General features: G+C 50.6%; 18 protein-coding genes and 1 other RNA gene. 14 read left to right on the forward strand and 5 right to left on the reverse strand.

Going from position 1 to position 17606, the window contains the following annotated elements; genetic code table 11:
- Positions 1-119: 119 nt before the first annotated feature.
- From ACFQ2I_RS04155 to ACFQ2I_RS04170, 4 genes are all read left to right on the forward strand, one after another.
- Complete coding sequence (locus ACFQ2I_RS04155) at positions 120-1712, forward strand: DEAD/DEAH box helicase (protein ID WP_377562367.1); 1593 nt, start codon at positions 120-122, stop codon at positions 1710-1712.
- Positions 1713-1816: 104 nt separating this feature from the next.
- Positions 1817-2617 carry a YesL family protein gene (locus tag ACFQ2I_RS04160; protein ID WP_377562368.1) on the forward strand — a complete coding sequence of 267 codons (801 nt, stop codon included), beginning with the start codon at positions 1817-1819 and terminating at the stop codon, positions 2615-2617.
- Positions 2618-2665: 48 nt separating this feature from the next.
- A non-coding RNA gene (ssrS, locus tag ACFQ2I_RS04165) (6S RNA) lies at positions 2666-2849 on the forward strand.
- A gap of 111 nt (positions 2850-2960) precedes the next feature.
- The gene (locus ACFQ2I_RS04170) at positions 2961-3350 is read left to right on the forward strand and encodes a DUF1499 domain-containing protein (RefSeq protein WP_377562369.1); all 390 of its coding nucleotides are present in this window, start codon (positions 2961-2963) and stop codon (positions 3348-3350) included.
- Positions 3351-3429: 79 nt separating this feature from the next.
- Here ACFQ2I_RS04170 and tpx read toward each other — a convergent pair whose 3' ends face one another.
- Positions 3430-3948, reverse strand: coding sequence for a thiol peroxidase (tpx, locus tag ACFQ2I_RS04175; protein ID WP_377562370.1), 519 nt, complete (start codon positions 3946-3948; stop codon positions 3430-3432).
- Between the two features lie 103 nt (positions 3949-4051).
- Between tpx and ACFQ2I_RS04180 the strand changes: the two genes are divergently transcribed.
- Positions 4052-4693 carry a rhomboid family intramembrane serine protease gene (locus ACFQ2I_RS04180; protein WP_377562371.1) on the forward strand — a complete coding sequence of 214 codons (642 nt, stop codon included), beginning with the start codon at positions 4052-4054 and terminating at the stop codon, positions 4691-4693.
- Between the two features lie 27 nt (positions 4694-4720).
- Entirely contained in the window at positions 4721-5614 is an 894-nt protein-coding gene (locus ACFQ2I_RS04185; protein WP_377562372.1) for a LysR family transcriptional regulator, read from the forward strand.
- A gap of 74 nt (positions 5615-5688) precedes the next feature.
- On the opposite strand, the gene ACFQ2I_RS04190 is transcribed toward ACFQ2I_RS04185, so the two are convergent.
- A complete protein-coding gene (locus ACFQ2I_RS04190) occupies positions 5689-6360 on the reverse strand; it encodes a zinc metallopeptidase (protein ID WP_377562373.1) in 672 nt (223 codons plus the stop codon).
- 30 nt (positions 6361-6390) lie between these two features.
- Positions 6391-6828, reverse strand: a complete 438-nt coding sequence (locus ACFQ2I_RS04195; protein ID WP_377562374.1) for a MerR family transcriptional regulator — start codon at positions 6826-6828, stop codon at positions 6391-6393.
- Positions 6829-7115: 287 nt separating this feature from the next.
- On the opposite strand from ACFQ2I_RS04195, the gene ACFQ2I_RS04200 reads away from it, so the two are divergent.
- Genes ACFQ2I_RS04200 through ACFQ2I_RS04210 form a run of 3 tightly spaced genes read left to right on the forward strand, consistent with a single transcriptional unit; the run spans position 7116 to position 10339 of the window.
- Positions 7116-8489 carry an ammonium transporter gene (locus ACFQ2I_RS04200; RefSeq protein ID WP_377562376.1) on the forward strand — a complete coding sequence of 458 codons (1374 nt, stop codon included), beginning with the start codon at positions 7116-7118 and terminating at the stop codon, positions 8487-8489.
- Positions 8490-8521: 32 nt separating this feature from the next.
- On the forward strand, positions 8522-9577 hold the full coding sequence (locus ACFQ2I_RS04205) for a DUF294 nucleotidyltransferase-like domain-containing protein (protein ID WP_377562377.1): 1056 nt from the start codon (positions 8522-8524) through the stop codon (positions 9575-9577).
- A 24-nt stretch (positions 9578-9601) separates the two neighbouring features.
- A complete protein-coding gene (locus ACFQ2I_RS04210) occupies positions 9602-10339 on the forward strand; it encodes an exonuclease domain-containing protein (RefSeq protein ID WP_377562378.1) in 738 nt (245 codons plus the stop codon).
- A 24-nt stretch (positions 10340-10363) separates the two neighbouring features.
- Here the strand turns inward: ACFQ2I_RS04210 and ACFQ2I_RS04215 are convergent, their stop codons facing one another.
- Positions 10364-11566, reverse strand: a complete 1203-nt coding sequence (locus ACFQ2I_RS04215) for an MFS transporter (RefSeq protein ID WP_377562379.1) — start codon at positions 11564-11566, stop codon at positions 10364-10366.
- A 149-nt stretch (positions 11567-11715) separates the two neighbouring features.
- Between ACFQ2I_RS04215 and ACFQ2I_RS04220 the strand changes: the two genes are divergently transcribed.
- Positions 11716-12258 carry a TlpA family protein disulfide reductase gene (locus ACFQ2I_RS04220; RefSeq protein WP_377562381.1) on the forward strand — a complete coding sequence of 181 codons (543 nt, stop codon included), beginning with the start codon at positions 11716-11718 and terminating at the stop codon, positions 12256-12258.
- A gap of 60 nt (positions 12259-12318) precedes the next feature.
- Here the strand turns inward: ACFQ2I_RS04220 and cimA are convergent, their stop codons facing one another.
- Positions 12319-13932, reverse strand: coding sequence for a citramalate synthase (cimA, locus tag ACFQ2I_RS04225; RefSeq protein WP_377562383.1), 1614 nt, complete (start codon positions 13930-13932; stop codon positions 12319-12321).
- Between the two features lie 200 nt (positions 13933-14132).
- Here cimA and ACFQ2I_RS04230 point away from each other — a divergent pair, with 200 nt between their 5' ends.
- From ACFQ2I_RS04230 to ACFQ2I_RS04245, 4 genes are all read left to right on the forward strand, one after another.
- Entirely contained in the window at positions 14133-15419 is a 1287-nt protein-coding gene (locus tag ACFQ2I_RS04230) for a DNA polymerase IV (RefSeq protein ID WP_377562385.1), read from the forward strand.
- A 72-nt stretch (positions 15420-15491) separates the two neighbouring features.
- Positions 15492-15734 carry a ferredoxin gene (locus ACFQ2I_RS04235; RefSeq protein WP_377562387.1) on the forward strand — a complete coding sequence of 81 codons (243 nt, stop codon included), beginning with the start codon at positions 15492-15494 and terminating at the stop codon, positions 15732-15734.
- A gap of 195 nt (positions 15735-15929) precedes the next feature.
- Positions 15930-17330: a L,D-transpeptidase gene (locus tag ACFQ2I_RS04240; RefSeq protein WP_377562389.1), complete on the forward strand. Its 1401-nt coding sequence runs from the start codon at positions 15930-15932 to the stop codon at positions 17328-17330.
- A 33-nt stretch (positions 17331-17363) separates the two neighbouring features.
- Positions 17364-17507, forward strand: a complete 144-nt coding sequence (locus tag ACFQ2I_RS04245) for a hypothetical protein (RefSeq protein ID WP_377562390.1) — start codon at positions 17364-17366, stop codon at positions 17505-17507.
- Positions 17508-17606: the final 99 nt, after the last annotated feature.

Genomic DNA, 17606 nt, shown 5'->3' on the forward strand with positions numbered 1-17606 from the left:
GAATGGTTATTCTTTTTATTATGCCTTTTTTTGCTTTACTGGTATTCACGTAAGGTTTTGTGCTATAATGATTTGGATATTTTTAAGTAGGCTGAAGATAGAAGGAGTATGAGAAAAGTTTGAAAACATTTGCTGAATTCGGCTTGGAACCAAAGGTACTGCAAGCAATTACGGAGCTTGGATTTGAGGAATCGACTCCAATTCAGGATAAAGCGATTCCGGTAGCGATGTCTGGCAAGGATATGATTGGCCAGGCGCAGACAGGGACAGGAAAGACGGCGGCATTCGGAATTCCGCTAATTAACAAAATTCCGGTTACAGAAGATCGCATCGTTGCACTCATCATGACGCCGACACGCGAGCTCGCGATTCAGGTAGCTGATGAGATCGGGAAGTTGACACGTTTTAAAGGGCTGCGCTCGTTGCCGATTTACGGAGGACAAGAGATTGGCCGCCAAATTCGTGCATTGAAGAAACGTCCTCAGATCATTATCGGCACGCCAGGACGTCTGCTGGACCATATTAATCGCAAAACGATTAAGCTGGAAGATGTCAAGACGGTTGTGCTGGACGAAGCGGATGAAATGCTGGATATGGGCTTCATGGAAGACATTCAGTCTATTTTGAAGCTGGTACCGGAAGAGCGTCAGACGTTATTGTTCTCCGCCACGATGCCGGCGAACATTCAGAAGCTTGCTCAGCAGTTCCTGAAGGAGCCTGAGCAAGTATCGGTCATTCCGAAGCAAGTAACGGCGCCATCCATCGAACAAGCTTACATTGAAGTGCATGAGCGTCAGAAGTTCGAAGCACTTAGCCGATTGTTGGATATGGAATCGCCTGAGCTTGCCATCATCTTCGGACGCACGAAGCGCCGTGTCGACGAATTGAGCGAGGCTCTGCAGAAGCGCGGATACTCCGCAGACGGACTTCATGGCGACCTGTCGCAGAATCAGCGCGATAATGTGATGCGCAAGTTCCGTGACGGAAGCATCGATGTACTGGTCGCGACGGACGTTGCAGCTCGCGGTCTGGACGTATCGGGCGTAACGCATGTCATCAACTTCGACTTGCCGCAAGACCCGGAGAGTTATGTGCACCGTATCGGCCGTACAGGCCGTGCCGGCAAGGAAGGCAAGGCATGGACCTTCGTATCTCCTCGTGAGATCGACCATCTGCACTTCATCGAGCGTATTACGCGACAGCGTATGTCACGCAAGCCACTGCCAAGCATTGCGGAAGCGATTGAAGGCAAGCAGCGCGTCACGGCTGAGCGTATTATCGAGATTGTACAGAATGAAGAGTCATCGGAATACAAAGCGCTGTCCATCCAATTGCTGGAGCAATATGATTCCGTGCAGCTGCTGGCTGCATGCATGAAGATGCTGACAGGAGAGAAGAAGGACGTCACGATTGAACTGACGCCAGAAGAGCCCATCAGGGCGAAGAAGCGCAGACCGGACATCCGCTCTAACGGACGACCATTTAACCGCAGTGGCGGGGGTGGTTATCGTGGTGGTGGCGGACGCAGCGGCGGCGGCTACCGCGGCGGCAACGACAACAATCGCAGCGGCGGTGGTTATCGTGGCGGCGGACGCAGCGGCGGCAGCGGCAGTGGAAGCAGCGGTTATGGCTATAAGCGCAGCGAAGAGGGCCGGAGCGATCGCAGACCAAGAGGCTCCGGATCTTCCGGAGGCTACTCCAATAACGAATAGCGCATGATCATCCGGGGAAGTCCGTGACGCCTTGCGGGCATCGGGCTTCCCCGTTTTCTGTGCTTGGATTTTGGTTGACTACATATTATTTGGGGGCGAAGCTGATGGAACCTAGAGGGCTAATGGGAGGATTTTACCGCATATCTGAATGGATTATGAGGTTTTCCGTCATCAATTTGCTATGGATCGTATGTTCGATTCCTTTTTTCTTTTTCCTGCTGACGTTGTTCGTGGGCACGGGAGAACAGCTGACAGAAGAACAAATTTTGGGCAATATGTACATGACGCTAATATTGATGGCCGTAGTAGCGCCGTTCACATTATTTCCGGCGACAGCGGCGATGTTCACGGTCGCCCGAAAGTGGGTAATGGGCGAGGTAGACGTCCCGTTATTCAAGACCTTCTTCCGCGGTTACAAGGAGAACTATAAGCAGAGCATGCTGGGCGGCATTCTATATACGTTGTTGTTCGCAATCATGGTTGTGGACTTTATCGTTTATCGCGAGCAATTGAATATTCTTTCTTATATATTCATCGCCTTTCTTATTTTGCTTGGCGTGTCCATGTTCAACTTTTTCTCTATGCTGGCTCATTACCATATGAAAACGTTTCAACTTCTGAAAAATGCGTTGCTCATTACGATTGGCAAGCCTTTCCGCTCCCTTTCGACGGCGATTATGGCAGGTGTAGTCGCGTATTTCAGTACGCAATTCACATTTTTAATTCCGTTCTTTATGGGAAGCATTATCGCATATCTGTCCTTCTGGAACTTCAATATCATTTATTTGAAGTTGCAAGAGCAAGCAGAGAAGATGAAGCAGTCAGAAGAGGAAGAAGCGGAAGAAGCTGCGGAGATGGATCGCGAAGATTTGGTGAAGGACGATTCCAAAGATTCCTCGAAATAACAGCTCGGGCTGAGTTTACTTTTGAAGGGGAACAGTCTATAATAACAATACATCCTGCGATGTTCGTTTCGACTCTTCGTTGTTTTGAACCAATGGCTGTTTCTTGGGAGTTCAACATATCGGCGTGGCTGTCATGCCCCTATAGCGGGGACTTCAAAAGCGCTGCTGAGGACACCCACCTGCGAGAGCGGGTTCAGAAACATGTGAGTCTGACGGCATTAGCGGGTTTTTTACTTAACAGGGAAGAGCTTTCGTCGTTATTCCGGCGAAAGCTCTTTTTTCATGTATGAAAACATGGTATCATAGTATTTATGTAGATAGATGCCAGAGGGGGAGATCGTTGTTGTTGAAGCGGACCTTGATTGGGCTGCTGCGCAGTCATGAAGCGACGGGCGACAGGGCAAAGGATCCATTGCTGAAATCGCACTTTTACAAGTTGACCAAGGACAAGGCTTGGGAGGAAGTGGTATCCACTCTTAAGAAGATGCAGGGCTATAAGGTGCTTCACGAAGTGGAATCGGTTGGCGAGATTGTAATGGAGAAGCGCACGGTCAGCGGCAGAACGATGGATATTACAGTTTCTGTCATCGGTGTCGATCCGCTTAGATCAGCGGTCGATATTTATTCCGCCTCGCGCGGCTCTTTAGGGGATTTGGGCTCTAATTATCGTGTTATCCTTGAAATATACCGAACGTTAGACAAGCGGTTAGCCGCATACAAAGTAAATAGCTGATCCATAAGCAAAGCGAGGAAGGGAAGCCCTTCACTCGCTTTGTTTGCGGTATGTAGCAGCTTTGCATCTTAATTGCTGACTATAACAATTCCTTCACAGCTGCAATCGCCTTGTCATAATTTGGATGCTCGGTCATTTCGGATAAGTACTCTACGTACTGAATCGTGTTTTTTTGGTCGATGACGAAGATTGCTCGCATATCCAGGGCAAACTCTTTAATAAGCACGCCGTACGCTTCGCCGAAGCTATTAGTTTTATAATCGGACAACATAACGACTTTGTCTACGCCTGCCGCGCCGCACCAGCGCGCTTGCGCGAATGGCGTATCGACACTTACGGTGAGTATGGTGACATTGTCCCCTAAGCCGGCAGCTTCTTCGTTGAAACGGCGCGTCTGCATATCGCATACGCCGGTATCAATGGACGGGACCACGCTGATCAATTTTATTTTGCCGCTGTAATCGTTTAGAGAAGCTGTCTCCGTCAATGATTTGTTCAGGATGAAGTCGGGCGCTTGATCCCCTGCTTGCAGCGCTGGACCGATTAGTGTGATGGGATTGCCTTTCAAGGTTGCTGCACCTTTACGTTCTTGTACCATAACGAAATTCCTCCTTCAATGGGGTTTGATGAATACGACATTCATTATAATCGTTAAAGAAGTAAGTTGTCCAATAACTGGCGATACGAAAGGGGGGATTAGTTTGATATTTCTACGTTACGAAAGCTTTAAAGGGTACTTGCGTAACTATCCCGGCACATCGGTGCTTGTGCTGCTTAATATTATTTACTTTATTGTGCTTGTAATAAACGGTGATCCCAACGACGCTTTGCATGCGTTCCGGATGGGCGCTTTCATCTCGGATCCTGTGACTGATCCGTTAGGTTTGGAACAACCATGGCGATATATTGTTTCCCAGTTTATGCATGCTGACTTCAGCCATCTGTTTTTTAATATGTTCGCATTGATCGTATTCGTTCCGCCGCTTGAATATTTGGTGAAGACGGTCAGATTTATTCCATTTTACTTGCTCTGCGGCATCGGCGGCAATCTTTTGTCGGCGATTATGGCGATTGGTGATGGCGATATTCATATAGGCGTAGGAGCTTCCGGAGCAATTTATGGCGCGTATGGTGCGTATCTGTTTATCGCATTATTCCGGAAGTCGATGATGGACATCGCCTCGCGCAAGACGATATATCTCATATTGGGATTTGGCATCGTGTATTCCATTATGATGGTGAGGGTTAGTCTGTGGGGTCATGTAGGAGGTTTGTTGACGGGGTTTTTGCTTTACAAACTATTTGAATCGGCACATTTATGGAAACGGCAGCGCCGGTCTTAAATGTTGAAAATGGAGAGAGCGGACGGTATGGAACTACGACAATTGTATTATTTCGTGAAGGTAGCGAAGAAGGAGCATGTGACGCAGGCAGCGGAGGAGCTTCATGTCGCGCAATCGGCCGTTAGCCGGCAAATTCACCAGCTTGAAGAGGAGCTTGGGGTCAAGCTGTTCGTGCAGAAGGGGCGCAACTTGCAGCTCACTCCGGTTGGTGCGCTCTTCTTGAAGCGCGCGGAGGTGATATTGGCTGACTTGGAGCGCGCGGTCATTGAGATTCATGAATTCCTGGACCCAGAGAAAGGGGAGATCCGGCTCGGCTTCCCGCATAGTCTGGGGATATCTCTTGTTCCGCAGGTTGTAGCGGCTTTCCGTAAGCTTCATCCCAACGTGAAGTTCCGCTTCAAGCAAGGCATGTACCCGTCGCTTATTCGGGATCTGACGAAAGGGGAAATTGATCTGGCCTTCATCTCGCCGTTCCCGAAAGAGCACGAGCAGGTATGCGGCGAGGTGCTCCTGACGGAAGAATTGTACGCAATACTGCCTCCCGGACATCCTTTGTCGTCAGAGAAGGGGATCGAGCTGAAGCGACTTGAACATGAGACGTTTGTGCTGTTCAGCGAGGGCTACTCGCTTCGCCCTATCGTATGGGACGCTTGTGAGCGTGCGGGATTCATTCCGAAGATCGGCTTTGAAGGGGAAGAGACGGATACGATAAGAGGTCTTGTTGCCGCAGGTATGGGGGTTAGCTTGCTGCCAGAGATGGCGCTGGACTATTGCGGACCGCTTCAGCCCGAGAAGGTGAAGATAAGCAATCCGTCGGTGACGAGAACGATCGGATTGATCCGTCGATCCAACGAGAAGCTGCCGCTAGTAGCGAAGGTATTCCACGGTTTTCTTGTTCGTTACTTCAATGATCGTCAATAATAGAAGATAAGACTGCAAAAATAAGAAGGCCGTTCCCTTGGTCAGCATTGACCTGAAGGGGACGGCCTTTCTTATTAATCTCTGTTCTGCGTAAAAATGAGGATATAACGCAGCAGTTCCATCAAGGACAAGAGCGCTGCTGCCACATAGGTAAGCGCTGCGGCGTTCAATACCTTGGCAACGCCTCGCTCCTCGTTGTTCGTAATGAAGCCTTCTGCGACCATCAGCTCTCGTGCTCGATTGCTCGCGTTGAACTCCACCGGCAGCGTAATCAGTTGAAAGGCGACTGCGATAGAGAAGAAGATAATGCCAAGTCCGATCAACCCGAGCGCATTGAACAGGAAGCCGGCAATCAGCAGGAATGGCGCAATACCGGAGGCAAAGTTCACAATCGGGAAAATACGATGCCGCGCGACGAGGAACGGGTAGTGAACCTTGTGCTGAATGGCATGCCCTACCTCGTGGCAGGCGACTGAAATGGCTGATATCGAGTTCTCATAATAGACTGGCTCCGACAATCTCACTACTCGATTGATAGGGTCGTAGTGGTCGGTGAGAGCTCCGCGGACTGGTTCGATCGGTATGTCGTGCAGCCCGTTGCTATCCAGCATTCTTCTAGCGGCCTGATACCCTGTCAATCCGCTGCTTACCTGCACTGCGGTCCACTTCTTAAACGTGCCCTTCACACGGAATTGCGCCCAGATTGTAAGGGCGAAAGCCAACAATACTGGAATGTACATCATCATAGTCGATTCCTCCGTTACATGTTGTCTTCGTTACATGAGAGAGCTCTTGTTCGTCAGGAGCATCAACGCTTCGATACAGGCGGCGGCTTGGGGCATCATTCGGGTGTACAGGCGGTTAACTTGCCGCGGCTTCATCTTCTTGATGACCGGCTCGAGCTCCTTCACTTCTTGCTCCAGCTTGGCTAGATGCTGCTGTATTTCCGATAACTTCAATGTCACCTGTTCGTCCGGCGTCACTTCACTCCATGTGCTTAATGCGGATTTAATCTCATCTAACGTATACTTGGCTTTTTTCATCTCCTCAATACGTTCAAGGCGCTTTAAAGTTTCATGCGCATACAGGCGATAATTTTTTTCTGTCCGCTTAGCTGGCTCAATCAATCCGAGCTTCGTATAATAATCGATTGTTCTGGCGCTTATATTCGATATCCTCGACAATTCCCCGATCCGATACAGTTCTGCAATCACTCTATCACCGCCCTTATTCATCTTCTATTTCTAATATTAATAGGAATGAGATCATACAGTCAAACATTTGCGTTGCGCATGCAGTGGATGTTGTTGGGTGTAGTTATAAGGCAGAATAATTCATGTAACTAAACTTAACATAAAATTTGTACTACTGCATATATTATTTGTATTATTCGAATATCTTATCAATTTCACGTTGCCTAACAATCAGAAGGACACTATAATGGCAATATAAGCCTTTGGTTGTGTAATAAAATATAACATTGACAAAGGGAGTGTTTGTAATGGTGAAAAAAATGTTGTTGGCGTTAAGCTGTATGACGATTTTGTTTCCGGTGATGGCATTTGCTGCAGGGCCTGAAGCAGCTGTGCTTGACACAGGATTGAATTCATTGTGGATTATTTTATCCTTTATACTGGTTCTGCTTATGCAAGGCGGATTTATTCTGCTGGAAGCCGGCTCAACAAGGATGAAGAATGCAGGACACGTTGCCGGAAAAACCATCTTCACAGTAGGACTTGCCGCTCTTATCTATTGGGCAGTGGGCTACGGTATTGCATTCGGCGGCGATTTGGGCGACAACATGCTCAACAAATTTATAGGCTGGGGAGAATTTTTCTTTAGTCCCGCGACGGAGATGGCGGAAGGCGAATCTTATACGACGGCAGTATTCTTCCTGTTCCAGCTCGCATTTGCCGCCATTTCCCTTTCAATCGCATGGGGGGGCTTTGCCGAACGGGCAAAGCTATCGGCATACGTCGTATTTACATTCGTATTTATCGCTTTCGTTTATCCTGTAGTCGCGCATTGGATTTGGGGCGGCGGATGGCTGGCGGATCATGGCGCACAAGATTTCGCAGGCTCTACAGTGGTGCATTTGACAGGCGCGGTTGCCGCATTTGCCGCCACTGTTCTTCTGAAGCCGAGAATCGGCAAGTTTAACAAGGACGGCTCAGCCAACGAGATATTAGGTCACAATCAGGTGTTCACTGCGTTGTCCGTGCTGCTGCTCTGGGTCGGATGGTTCGGCTTCAATGCGGGTTCAACAGTTGCGATTGGTGACGGCTTCTTCACTTATGTCGCGTTCACGACGATGCTAGGAGCCGGTGCAGGCGGTGTAGCGGCGTTGCTTATTTCTTGGGCGGCGCAAGGCAAGGCGGATATTACGACGATGTTGAACGGTACGCTTGCCGGTCTGGTGGCAATAACGGCTTCTTGTGCATTTGTGGATCCATGGTCTGCGGTCGTCATCGGTCTGGTAGCAGGCGTGCTGGTATTCTATAGTGTGAAATTATTCGAGAAGCTGAAGGTGGATGATCCCATTTATGCCCTTTCTGTTCATGGTATGGCAGGCATATGGGGAACGCTTGCGAACGGGATATTCGCCACGCAGGCACTGGCAGACAAGGTTGGGGTAGGGCAAGGCGGGTTGATCGATACCGGCAGCTGGAAGCAGTTGTGGGTACAATTCCAATCTGTTATCGTAGCAGGCGCGTTCGTGCTCGTCGTCTCTTTTATAGCTCTTGGTATTATGAAGAAAGTTATCGGGTTCCGTGTCACGGAGGAGCAGGAAATTATCGGTCTTGACCTTAGTGAGCATGGCGCATATGGTTATCCTGAGCAATTGAAAAAGCCGGGTGGGGATATCGGCGTTTAATGGTCGTAACGGAACAGGGGAGTGACCTGCGCATGTTGAATTTTGTGAACGCGGACTTGCAGCAGCGTATGGCGCGAGCGAGGAGTGCTGAGGATCTGCTGGAGCTTCGCGGATTCATGTACCAAGAGATGGAACGGCACTCTTATCTATCGATTGATATGCTGAACGAACAATTGAATGCATTGCACGACTGGGTGATAGGCAGAGCTATTGCGCTAGCGGAGAAGGAGTTGGCACGGAAGGGGAGGGGCGCTCCCCCCGTGCCATACGCTTATGTGCTGTTCGGCAGCGGAGGGCGCAAGGAGCAGACCTGGTCCAGCGACCAGGACAGCGGCATCATCTATGAGCATCAGGACTTGGATTGGGATACGACACAGGCCTACTTTCTGGCGCTGGGGGAAGAAATTGTAGATACCCTCTCTCGTGCGGGATACCCCCCTTGTGAAGGGAAGGTGCTGAGCAGCCATTCATTATGGTGCAAGTCCGTCCAACAGTGGCGTACCACCATCTCGTACTGGTGCAAGGACTCATCATGGGAGGCTGTGCGGTACTTGCTTATTATGGCAGACGGCAGAAGTGTCTATGGCGAAGAACGGTTGTGGAGCCAGTTGAAAGAGTGCTACTTAAGCGCTGTACAAAGCTATGCGAAGGTGCCAATCAGAATGCTGGAGAATACGATGCGACACAAGGTGCTGACGGGTATATTCGGCCAGTTGCTGACAGATCGGTATGGGGAGGATGCTGGCAATCTCGACATAAAGTATGGGGCTTATATTCCTATGGTTAATGCTGTCCGGTTACTGTCCATACGGGCTGGAATCGTTGAAACGTCTACATTGGAGAGATTATTGCGATTAATCGAACGCTACGAATTTACCGAGTCGGAAGGGAGAAGCTACCTCGACGCATTCCGCTTCTTCATACAAATGCGTCTGATGACCAAGGCTCATTTCGCAGATGGTTATTACATCAGCAGCGGCAAGCTGCCGCGTAGCGTATTGGCGAAGGAACAGGAAAGGGAGCTGAGAAGCTTCTTGAAGCAAGGGAGAAGACTGCAGCGATTCGTGAACAGGCTTAAGGATCGTTAGCGGCACATCGAGGCGGTGTCAGATGTGGAGGAGTATAAAGGAATCGGGAGAATGTGGCACTTGTACAAGCTGGGCGGAGTTACCCCGGCAATCGCTTCCATACTGGGTTCGCAGAAAGCGCAGCATATGGCCTATATTCGTCATGCGAATCGCCATATGCGCAATTCTTCTATGTTAGACGTGCCATTGCGTGAGCTAGAGGCGGCTGTCTTCGATCTGGAGACGACCGGATTTCATCCCGGCAGCGGCGATGAGATAATCTCGTTCGGTGCTGTAATCGTGCGAGGGGAGAAGGCCATCGAAGAAAGCGGGCACTTCTATTCGCTTGTCAATCCGAGTCGCGCGATACCGAAGCATATCCAGGAGCTGACTGGCATCACCGACGATATGGTGAAGGAGGCTCCGCCTCTTCTGGAAGCGCTGCGCCAGTTCATGGCTTTCATCGGCAAGCGATTGCTGATCGCCCATGGGTCTAATCACGACAGGAAATTTCTTGATGCCGCACTATGGCGAACATCAAGAGTGAATCTGAACCATCGCGTGTTGGATACGATGATGGTGGCGAAGTGGTTGGAGCCAGGACGTGAAGATTACGGACTGGACGGGTTGCTCTCCACCAACGGCATACAACTTCGCCGGCGTCATCATGCCCTGGATGATGCTTTGATGACAGGCGAACTATGGCAAATTTACTTGAAGCAAATGTTGGAGCGGCAAGTAATTACGCTTGGCGATCTGTATGCGTATTTAAGTCGGCGCTAACGGAATCGGGACGAGGGTCGATAGTTAGGCTTTGCTTTGTTGCTTGGGCGGATGGAGCAGGGCAATGACGCTCCAAAGCGACGCAAGGCTGAGTGCCGTCAGCATAACGAACAGCCAGGTGGCCGATCGAGCGGCCAACCAGGTGAACAATGGCGGACCGGCTGCGACACCGAAGAAGCGCAAGCTGTTATATAACGAAGTGACCATGCCGCGATGGGAGCGATCCACAGCCCCTGTAATGAGTGTATTGAGACAAGGAAGAATAAATCCTGTGCCTATGCTGCTGATGGAGATGAAGATCATCAGGACGATCATGGATGCGTGCCAGAGGGAGGCGGCAATGAGTGACGCCGACATCATAATTAGCCCTGTTATAATGATGCCTCGTATTCGCTTCCCATTTTTTTTGATCACTTTGCCCGTAATAAATGCCGTTATGACCAGTCCCAGGAGAGGAATAGCCAGCACGCCACCTTTCGCTACCCCTTGAAGGGACATAGGCGGCTTCTCCAGCATATCGGATAAATAGACAAGTAGGCCGAATAAAATAAATAATCCCAAGGAGCCCGCGAAGTAAGCGGTGAACAGCCACTTGTTATTCTTGCTGTAGATGTCCCTCATGCCGGATAAATACTGCTTAAGCGGCATGGCGCCCTGACGGTGCTCCGGCTCCTTGATGAATAGGATGACCGTCAGCAGGGCGGCGCCGCATACGATCGGGAAAGCGAAGAACGGGGCATACCAGATCCACAAGCCGAGCAAAGATCCGAGGATTGGGCTGATGACCTTGCCTGCTCCATTGGAAGCTTCGATCAGTCCAAGCAATTCACTCTCTGCTCCGTCCTTGTACAGGTCGCCGACTAGAGCCATAGCGATCGGAGCTGTTCCGGCAGCCGCTATGCCTTGAATGACCCGGGAACCGATTAATAAGGGGTAGGAGTGCCAGACGGCGGCGAATCCCGCTAGCAAGCCTGCTGCGCCATAGATCGCAAGCGCCGGCACGATGATCACTTTCCGTCTCGTTCGATCGGCGCAATAGCCGATGAAAGGTATGAATAGAGCTGCGGATACCGAGAATAAAGAGATGACGAGACTGGACTGCAGCGAGGTTAAGCCCATATGCTCCGCCATGTCCGGCAGGATGGGCACGAGCATGGAGTTGCCGAGCACGAGTACGAGCGGGACTGTGGCGAATGCAGCAGGTTGAAGCCATTTGGACTGCGCCATGTTCAAGTGTTCCTCCTCCGTGAAGTAAGTGAATGGCTTTGTTGAAGGTTTTATGGCTAATCTGCCCTACGACTTGAGCTTCCATACCTTGCGTGTTACGATGAGTTGAGTGTTTGAGTGCAAATTATTCTAATAAGGGAAGGGACAGTATGAGGAATATCATCTCTTTATTCGCCATTGCAATTCTGTTCGCAGGTCTTGGGACATATCAATATATGACAAGGGAAGTCGAAGCGGCAGCCTCTGAGGCTGTCCATGAGGAATTTAGACCGAAGGCCGGTTATATGGCGCAACCGTTCGGACTTCCCGATCTCGACGATAACATTGTCTCCGCAGGCGCAGCGGGGGATAAATTGCAATTGGTTAATTTCTGGGCGTCATGGTGCGGCCCCTGCGAGCTGGAGGCGCCTGATCTGCAAAAGCTGCATGAACAGTATGGAGAATTTGTAACCTTATATGGGGTCAATTCCACCTATTACGATAAGGAGCGCGAAGCCAGGAAGTTCGTAGATACGTATCAGTTCACTTTTCCCGTACTGATGGACCGGGAAGGCACGATCACGAATCGATATAAAGTGAAGGTCTATCCCACGACATTCCTGATCGATAGCGAGGGCGTTATTCGTGAGCGAATTAATGGCATCATTCCTTATGAGGAATGGGAGAGATTAATTGAGAAGTGGTCACAGTAGAAGGCAGACATGAGAAAGGAAGGCTCCTATTTTCGGAAGCCTTCCTTTTTCGATGGAACCTTAATGATTGCTTAAGCCTATCCGTTCCGATTTCTCGTTGCCGCTAATCTCAAGCTTGACCATGTTCATTAACGCGTACCGGAAGCTGTCGATTAACGCTTCCCAGCTCGCTTCGATAACGTTGCCGGATACACCGACCGTGCTCCAGGAGTTGTCTAGTCCCGTTGATTCCACCAGCACCCGCACTTTCGCTGCGGTTGCGTCCTTCTCGTCGATGACTCTGACCTTGTAGTCGGACAGATGGATGCTATCGATCTGTGGGAAGAATTGCACGAGCGACTTGCGCAGTGCATTGTCCAGCGCGTTGACGGGGCCGTTCCCTTCGGCCGCCGTATGTACCTGCTGCCCGTCAACGTTCAACTTGACGATCGCCTCCGAGATCATGCCGGCTTGTGTGCGTTCCACATGAATTTTGAACGATTCCACCTGGAATATGGGCTTGAACTCACCGAATGCTTCCCGCAACAGCAACTCCATGGAAGCGTCCGCACCCTCGAATTGGTAGCCTTGATGCTCCAACTCCTTGATTCTGTTCATTATTTCTTTCGTTTTCTCATTATTGTTATTAATATCAAGACCAAGCTCCGCCGCTTTGGAGATAATATTGCTCTGTCCCGCGAGCTCAGAGACAAGAATTCGTTGCTTATTGCCCACCAGCTCCGGCTGCACATGTTCGTATGTCTTTGCATCCTTCATAATCGCCGATACGTGGATGCCGCCTTTGTGCGCGAATGCGGCGTTGCCTACATACGCTTGGCCTACCGGCATATGCACATTGGCGATCTCACTAACGTACCGCGCTGTCGACGTCAAGGTGCCAAGCTGTTCCTCCGGAAGACAGCTGTAGTTCATTTTCAACTGGAGGTTGGGGATGATGGAGCACAGATTGGCATTGCCGCAGCGTTCGCCATAGCCATTGATCGTCCCCTGAACTTGCCTTGCGCCAGCCTCTACCGCGGCAAGCGTATTGGCGACAGCGAGCTCGCAGTCGTTATGGGTATGGATGCCGATCGGAGTGTCCAGCTCGGCTCTAACTCTGCCCACGATCTCGCGAATCTCGCCGGGCAGCGTGCCGCCGTTCGTATCGCACAGCACGAGCCAATCGGCTCCCGCTTCCGCCGCTTTACGCAATGCCGCGAGCGCGTAATCCGGATTGTGCTTATATCCGTCGAAGAAGTGCTCGGCATCGTACATCGCTTCCATTCCTTTCATTTTAAGGAAAGCGAACGAGTCGTGGATCATTGCCAGATTCTCCTCCAACGTCGTCTGCAATGCGGTGTGCACATGAAAGTCCCACGCTTTGCCGACAAGCGTAGCGGCGGGTACGCCGGATTCTACGATACGGAGCAAGCTGGCATCTTGTTCGGCGATGCTGTTCTTGCGGCGCGTACTGCCGAATGCAGTCAGCTTGGCGCTCAGGTTGAACGCTTTCACCCGCTGGAAGAATTCGATATCTTTGCCGTTGCTGCCGGGATTGCCGCCCTCGATATAGTGCACACCCAGCGCATCCAGCTTTAGGGCAATTTTTAATTTGTCGTCTGCGGACAAGCTGATGCCTTCCCCTTGCGTACCGTCGCGCAGCGTCGTATCAAATATGCTGATAGTTGATGACATTCCTGTAGACGCCTCCTTCAGTAAAGACCTTAACAAATCATAATTAACGATTATAACACTTTATTCGTGTAAAGTAGAGAGGCAAGTTCAAATTTTATTAATTATGAGATAGCGGTACATTGACTTGGCATAGTGCACATACTATGCTGAATATAATGTAGACAAGCTGCATGGGTAGCACGCTTGAAGGAGGGCTGTCGATGTCTGATGTGGATGCGCATTACCCGGCGCGCGGCAGAGTAATCATCCATCTGGATATGAACGCTTTCTACTGTTCCGTACACGAAGCGGAGCAGCCGGAATATTATAGAGAGATCCCGACAGCCGTATCCGGCAGCGTAGAGATGCGTAAAGGAATTATCGTGACTTGCTCATATGCGGCAAGAGCACGCGGCGTCAAGACAGGCATGAATGTGGCGCAAGCGATGCGGATCTGCCCAGAGCTTGTACTGATCAAGCCGGACTTCGAGCTTTATCGCAAGTATTCGAGAGGATTCCTGTCCATTGCCCGGCAGTTCACTCCCATGGTGGAGCAGGTGTCCATTGACGAGTGTTACCTTGATATTACCGGCTCGAAGCTGTTCGGCACGCCGCTGGACATTGCGAAGAAGCTGCAATACCGCATTGCTTCGGAGTGGTCCCTTCCTTGTTCGATCGGGCTTGCGCCCAACAAGCTGCTGGCGAAGATGGCTTCGGACATGATGAAGCCGAACGGGCTGACCGTCCTGCGCTTGCGGGATGTGCCTTCCCTTCTGTGGGATAAGCCATGCGGATTCCTGTTCGGAATAGGCGGCAAAACAGAGAAGAAGCTGCTTAGCCTGAACATTGAAACGATCGGAGAGCTGGCGGCTACGAATGAAGCGATCCTGAACAAGCACTTCGGAGTATTGGGCTCGTGGATGAAGTCGGCGGCGCACGGCATCGACCACTCTCCAGTCAATCCGATCCGCGAGAAGAATAAGTCAATCGGCCATACGACCACGCTGCCTCAGGACTTGACGGAGAAAGAGGATATCTACAGGGTGCTGCTCAATCTCTCGGACCAGACGGGTCGCAGGCTGCGTCGACAGAAGCTGGTGGCGGCCACCGTGCAGATTACGATTCGTAGGCCGGACATGTCGACGATAACGAGGTCTCATACGCTGCGAGTGCCTACCGACGACACCGGTGTTATATACCATGAATCCAAGCGTCTATACAATCGGCATTGGAAGCAGGGGGAGCCTATCCGCTTGCTCGGCGTAGCGCTTCAGAATTTGACATCTGCTGAAGAGACGGCGCTGCAGCTGGATTTGTTCCATTATGAGGAACAGCCGCGCAAGGAGGCACTGACAAGGACAATGGACGCGCTGCGCGATCGTTTCGGCGAGGATGCCGTCCTGACGGCGGGAATGCTGGGAGATGATCCCTCTGCCTTAATCAGGAACAAACGAATTCGCGGGACGTCCTTGCAAAGAGACGATACTTTGTTATATATTGATGAGTGAAGGTTTTCAGGTTAATTGGGATCAGCTGGAAGTTGTAGCGGTTGATTCTGTTACGATAAGGAGGGGAAATGAATGGCTAAATATACATGGGTGGAGAAAGACACTTGTATCGCTTGCGGCGCATGCGGAGCAACGGCGCCAGATATTTACGATTACGATGACGAAGGAATCGCGGAAGTCATCTATGATGGCGATGAGAACCATGGCAATACAGAGATACCGGAAGATATGTATGACGATATGCAGGATGCATGCGACGGATGCCCGACGGATTCCATCAAGATTGCCGACGAGCCGTTTAACGCACCGGGCTAATAATAATCATTACGACAAATAATAAGCTTTTCTCCAAGCAGGCGGAGAGGAGCTTTTTTTGTTGATCATTTTTTAGTGGGCTTGTTTGCTGTGAATTGTGCGGCATAGGCCTTAAGTCTCATTGAAGAAACGGTTTTTTTTCCGATATATTCCTTAAAGTGCGTGTTTAAAGCAGAGGAAGCGGAGGGGAACCGGATGAAGAAGCCGGACGACATCCTGTATTTGAAGCAGTTCGTCAAGCAGCATCCTGACAACAAAATGGGGTGGTACTTGCTCGGCAAGCATTACAGGGAAGCGGGAAAAGACGGGAAGGCCAATTACTGCTTTATCCAGGCAGGCGATATATACGACGCATATGAGCAGGAGAGTCATCCGCTGGCCCATTCCGAGCAGCAGCTTGAAGAGCTGAAGCGATGGGACCGTACGCAGAAGAAGAGAAAATTGTGGCGTCGAACCGCGTTGGCCGCGGCGATCCTGTTAATCGTTACACTGCTTATTCCTTACAATCAGTTCGGAAGGAAAGATACTCAGCCGGACAATCAGCAGCCTGCGGCGACGACGACAGCGGCTGCCAGATTGGCTGTTGGCGTCATATTTATTCCACAAGCCCACTTCCAGCCTGTCGGTTATGCGATGGAGAAGTTGATGGAAGCGGGCGGCGGAGCGCCGCGGCTTACGTTGGCTGCATCCCTTGGCGAGGAAGGGGGAATGATGCAGTGGATTAGCAGGGCGAGGCTCTATATGACGGCAGACAGGTCGCAAGGCGGCAATCCGCTAGAGTTGAAGCTGCTCGATCGTGAAGCGTGCTTGTGCGAGCCTTGGGACAGGAGTCGGGCGGAAGAAGTGCTCAAGGATTGGAAGAAGCGGCAAGAGACGCACTGGGTGCTTGGCAGCGGCATCATGCAGTATAAGCGAATATATGGCAAGTGGCCGGAAAGCTTGAACGATCTTATTCGGCCGTACCCCAACAATATTTTGTCCGGTGAAGGGGATGGCATGGGAGAGAGCTTTAGCGGCTTGTTAGAAGTCATCAAGAAGAAGGCGGCTTTAAGAGAGAAGGATTCGCAAGACAGCGGAGAAGGGAAGGTTAAGGCGGGAGCGGCCGATCTGGTGCGGACGGTCAGCTCGAATGGACTGTATGACGAGGCTTGGGATAAGCCACTCGAAGTTATTGTCGATACCGATAGTTATCAGTTGGCCGTTGTGCAGAACAATATAGTCATTCGTAGCTACACGGTAGGACTTGGCGGAGACAAGACGCCGGAAGGCGACTTCTATATAAGTGAAAAAGTAAGAAATCCGAAGGGAAGTCAGGAAGGTATGTTCGGGACGAGAGGTATGACCTTGTCGGGATCGCTGTACGCGATTCATGGAACTAATGAACCGGATAGTATCGGCAAGGACGAATCGCTGGGCTGTATCCGAATGAGAGACACCGATGTTGAGGAGTTATATGATCTGGTTCCTCTGGGAACCCGTGTAACGATCAAGGGAGGGAAGCTTCCGTTCGGACCGAAGCAGCCGGAGAACAATTTCTCACTCGTACCGAAGCAAGATGAAAGCAATCCCTCCAAGGTGTATCAATGGCTAACCTGAGAGACTTAAGATGTGAATATAAGGAGAAGAGAGATGGCAACTACGATGACTCCAGCGATGGAGCCGATCCATATTAGCGCCTTCTTGTTTATTTCTTCATTCTCCTTCGGTTTTAATGTTGCCGGTTTGCGTTTCGGAGCGCTCAATTGGGATCAACCTTTCTTTAAAATAATATAAACATGCAAACATGCCTATATTGTAATCGTTTTACTTCGTAGTCGCAACCAAACGCCCTTGTGAGAGGTTGATGTATGGACCGATTCTCGCAAGGGTTGT

The sequence above is a fragment of the Paenibacillus chungangensis genome, assembly GCF_042675905.1.
GTDB classification, from domain to species: domain Bacteria; phylum Bacillota; class Bacilli; order Paenibacillales; family Paenibacillaceae; genus Pristimantibacillus; species Pristimantibacillus chungangensis.

What these genes read in the sequence shown, in the direction of transcription:
- ACFQ2I_RS04160 (WP_377562368.1), top strand. Translation starts at nt 1,817, where the DNA reads ATGGAACCTAGAGGGCTAATGGGAGGATTTTACCGCATATCTGAATGG.
- ACFQ2I_RS04205 (WP_377562377.1), top strand. Translation starts at nt 8,522, where the DNA reads ATGTTGAATTTTGTGAACGCGGACTTGCAGCAGCGTATGGCGCGAGCG.
- ACFQ2I_RS04230 (WP_377562385.1), top strand. Translation starts at nt 14,133, where the DNA reads ATGTCTGATGTGGATGCGCATTACCCGGCGCGCGGCAGAGTAATCATC.
- ACFQ2I_RS04215 (WP_377562379.1), bottom strand. Translation starts at nt 11,566, where the DNA reads ATGGCGCAGTCCAAATGGCTTCAACCTGCTGCATTCGCCACAGTCCCG.
- cimA (WP_377562383.1), bottom strand. Translation starts at nt 13,932, where the DNA reads ATGTCATCAACTATCAGCATATTTGATACGACGCTGCGCGACGGTACG.
- ACFQ2I_RS04220 (WP_377562381.1), top strand. Translation starts at nt 11,716, where the DNA reads ATGAGGAATATCATCTCTTTATTCGCCATTGCAATTCTGTTCGCAGGT.
- ACFQ2I_RS04245 (WP_377562390.1), top strand. Translation starts at nt 17,364, where the DNA reads ATGGCAACTACGATGACTCCAGCGATGGAGCCGATCCATATTAGCGCC.
- ACFQ2I_RS04185 (WP_377562372.1), top strand. Translation starts at nt 4,721, where the DNA reads ATGGAACTACGACAATTGTATTATTTCGTGAAGGTAGCGAAGAAGGAG.
- ACFQ2I_RS04200 (WP_377562376.1), top strand. Translation starts at nt 7,116, where the DNA reads ATGGTGAAAAAAATGTTGTTGGCGTTAAGCTGTATGACGATTTTGTTT.
- ACFQ2I_RS04190 (WP_377562373.1), bottom strand. Translation starts at nt 6,360, where the DNA reads ATGATGATGTACATTCCAGTATTGTTGGCTTTCGCCCTTACAATCTGG.
- ACFQ2I_RS04235 (WP_377562387.1), top strand. Translation starts at nt 15,492, where the DNA reads ATGGCTAAATATACATGGGTGGAGAAAGACACTTGTATCGCTTGCGGC.
- ACFQ2I_RS04240 (WP_377562389.1), top strand. Translation starts at nt 15,930, where the DNA reads ATGAAGAAGCCGGACGACATCCTGTATTTGAAGCAGTTCGTCAAGCAG.
- tpx (WP_377562370.1), bottom strand. Translation starts at nt 3,948, where the DNA reads ATGGTACAAGAACGTAAAGGTGCAGCAACCTTGAAAGGCAATCCCATC.